At 33.3% G+C, this 3,478-nt stretch carries 2 protein-coding genes and 1 pseudogene; all 3 read left to right on the top strand.

Annotated features, from left to right (window positions below):
• Positions 1-669, top strand: a pseudogene (locus tag B3J44_RS02090) (3-phosphoshikimate 1-carboxyvinyltransferase); the annotation flags it as partial.
• Between the two features lie 377 nt (positions 670-1,046).
• A complete protein-coding gene (queA, locus tag B3J44_RS02085) occupies positions 1,047-2,096 on the top strand; it encodes a tRNA preQ1(34) S-adenosylmethionine ribosyltransferase-isomerase QueA (protein ID WP_198855482.1) in 1,050 nt (349 codons plus the stop codon).
• A gap of 309 nt (positions 2,097-2,405) precedes the next feature.
• Positions 2,406-3,478, top strand: a 1,073-nt coding sequence (kynU, locus tag B3J44_RS02080) for a kynureninase (protein WP_286965390.1), incomplete at its 3' end; no start/stop codon positions are given.

The following is a 3,478-nucleotide window of genomic DNA, read 5'->3' as shown; positions in this document are numbered from 1 at the left end:
TTAGATATTAAAACAAGTTTTGAAGGAAACGTAATTAAAGTTTTCCCGAAAGAAGCAGTTGAATCTAAAGAAATGGTTGTAGAATCTGACTGGAGTTCGGCTTCTTATTTCTTTAGTCTTGTGGCTTTGGCAGATGCTGCAAAAATAACTTTAAGCAGTTATAAAGAAAATAGCCTTCAAGGAGATTCAGAATTAGTTTCTCTTTACGAAAAAATGGGAGTGAAAACGACTTTCCAAAACAATAAAATGACTTTGGAAAAAGTAGCTGGATTTAATTATCAAGATGTAAATTTCGAATTGAATAATACGCCAGATATCGCTCAAACTATTGTTGTGACTTGTTTAGGTTTAGGAATCGGATGTCACCTAACAGGACTTCATACTTTAAAAATTAAAGAAACAGACCGACTAGAAGCTTTAAAAATTGAGCTTACAAAATTAGGAGCTAATATTTCTGTGACTAATGATAGTTTGACTTTAGAACGTTCTGAAAAAATAAATCACGATGTTCATATTGCAACTTACAACGATCACCGTATGGCAATGGCATTTGCACCTTTAGCAATAAAAGTTCCAATTATTATTGATGATGCCGAAGTAGTTTCTAAATCGTACCCAGATTTCTGGAATGATTTAAAAGCCTTGAACTTTCAAATCTCAGAATTGTAAAAATTGTTGAAACCATATAAGTTATATAAGTTCATTTAAAAAAGGGACTTTATACAAAACTTAATCACATAACCTCTGGTTTCAACCAGAGGTTTTTTTATTAATATTTAAAAGTAAACTCGACAGTCCCGAAGCTTCGGGACTGTCGAGTTTAAATGTTTGATTTAGAAAATAGAAACCCAATTAAATGAACTTATATAACTTATATGGTAAAAAAACATTTTTAATGGTTCTGGAAACCTCACAAAATCAAGGGCTTTTGAAAATAAACGTCAAAACACTTGACAACGCCTATCTCACAATCGTATATTTGCAACCGATTTAAAATTTTAGATAAACAAATCTAAAAACGACACTCTAAAATCAACAATTCAAATATGAAATTATCACACTTCAATTTCAATTTACCGAAAGAACTTTTGGCTGAATTCCCAGCAGAAAATAGAGATGAATCTCGTTTAATGGTAATTGACCGTAAAAAAAACACTATCGAACATAAAATGTTTAAAGATGTTATCAACTATTTTGATGACGGAGACGTTTTAATTCTAAATAATACAAAAGTTTTTCCTGCACGTTTGTACGGAAACAAAGAAAAAACTGGAGCTAGAATTGAAGTTTTCTTATTAAGAGAATTAAATTCAGAGCAACGCCTTTGGGACGTTTTAGTAGATCCAGCTAGAAAAATCCGTATTGGTAACAAACTTTATTTTGGTGATGACGATTCGTTAGTTGCTGAGGTAATCGACAATACAACTTCTCGTGGTAGAACTTTACGTTTCTTATACGATGGATCTTACGAAGAATTTAGAAACAAATTGACAGAACTTGGAGAAACTCCAATTCCTAAATACATCAATAGAGACGTTACTCCAGAAGATGCAGAAAGATACCAAACAATTTATGCAAAAGAAGAAGGAGCTGTAGCGGCGCCAACTGCTGGTTTACACTTTTCTAAGCACCTTTTGAAAAAATTAGAAATCAAAGGAGTGAACTTTGCTGAAGTAACTTTACACGTTGGTTTAGGAACTTTTAACCCAGTTGAGGTTGAAGATTTATCTAAACACAAAATGGATTCTGAGGAATTAATCATTACTCAAGAAGCTTGTGATATTGTTAATGAAGGAAAAGCAAAGAAAAAACGTATTTGTGCTGTAGGAACAACTTCTATGCGTGCAATCGAAAGTTCTGTTTCTTCTGCTAATACTTTGAATCCATACGAAGGATGGACAAATAAATTTATTTTCCCTCCTCACGATTTCAGTATTGCAAACTGCATGATTACAAACTTCCACACACCAAAATCAACATTATTAATGATGATTTCTGCTTTCTGTGGACACGATTTAATGAAAAAAGCATACGACGAAGCAATCAAAGAAGGATACAAATTCTATTCTTATGGAGACGCAATGTTAATTCTTTAATTAGAATTTATAGTATAAAAAGACCCGACTAGTTTTTATAACCTGTCGGGTTTTTTATTTGTTTCAAGTTTCAGGTTTCAAGTTTGACATTCGTTGAGAAATTTAAACGCAAAGAGCACAAAGTTTTTTTGCTCAGGATGTGTTTACCAGAAACAAAAGAATGCAAAGCTTTGCGAACTTAGCGTTTATAAACGTTAGCCTTGATAAAAAAAGACTTTGCGCTCTTTGCGTTAAAAAACACACAAAGCATATCAATCTGAAACAAAACAAACAATTTTTGTTATTTTAGCAGACAAAACAAAAAACACAATGACTTTTCAAAATACACGCGAATTTGCACGAGAGCTAGATTCGAAAGACACATTAAACCATTATCAAGAACAATTTATTTTTCCTAAAGTAAACGATAAACGAGTTATCTATTTTACAGGAAACTCATTAGGACTACAGCCAAAACGTACCAAAGCTTATATTGATGAAGTAATGAACGATTGGGCAGAACTTGCTGTAGAAGGTCATTTTTATGCCGAAAAACCTTGGTGGGATTATCAGGAAAGATTTGCTGAACCATTGAGTAAAATTGTTGGCGCGCTTCCATCTGAAGTTACAGTGATGAATACTTTGACTGTAAATCTTCATTTATTAATGGTTTCTTTTTATCAGCCAAAAGGGAAACGCTATAAAATTATCTGCGAAGAAAAAGCTTTCCCGTCAGATCAGTACATGTTTCAAAGTCAAGTGAATTTTCATGGTTACAAACCTGAAGATGCGATTGTAGAAATAAAACGTAGAGAAGGAGAACATAATATTCGTCTGGAAGATGTTTTATCCAAAATTGAAGAAGTTGGCGATGAATTGGCTTTGGTTTTAATTGGTGGAGTAAACTATTATACAGGGCAAGTTTTTGATATTAAAACCATAACTGCTGCAGGACAAAAAGTTGGAGCAAAAGTAGGTTGGGATTTGGCTCACGCTGCTGGAAATATCAAATTAGAACTTCACGATTGGAATGTAGATTTTGCTGCTTGGTGTAGTTATAAATATATGAATTCGGGACCAGGAAATGCTTCGGGTTGTTTTGTTCACGAAAAACATCATAATTCAGATTTGCCAAGATTTGCAGGTTGGTGGGGACACAATAAAGAACGCCGTTTTAAAATGGAACCAACTTTTGATCCAGTTCACGGAGCAGATGGGTGGCAGATTAGTAATCTTCCAGTTCTGTCTTTAGCACCATATTTAGCTTCAGTAGAAATGTTTGCTGAGGTTGGAATGGATGCTTTAATTAAAAAACGGGACCATATTACTTCTTATCTAGAGTTTATTCTTCACGAAATTGATAAAGAAGTAGAAAGTACTTTTGAAATCATCACGCCTTCAAA

Origin of the sequence: Flavobacterium sp. UBA4854, from assembly GCF_002399805.1 — a bacterium.
GTDB lineage: Bacteria > Bacteroidota > Bacteroidia > Flavobacteriales > Flavobacteriaceae > Flavobacterium > Flavobacterium ginsengisoli.
This window is presented reverse-complemented; position numbering and strand designations above follow the sequence as displayed.

What these genes read in the sequence shown, in the direction of transcription:
- queA (WP_198855482.1), top strand. Translation starts at nt 1,047, where the DNA reads ATGAAATTATCACACTTCAATTTCAATTTACCGAAAGAACTTTTGGCT.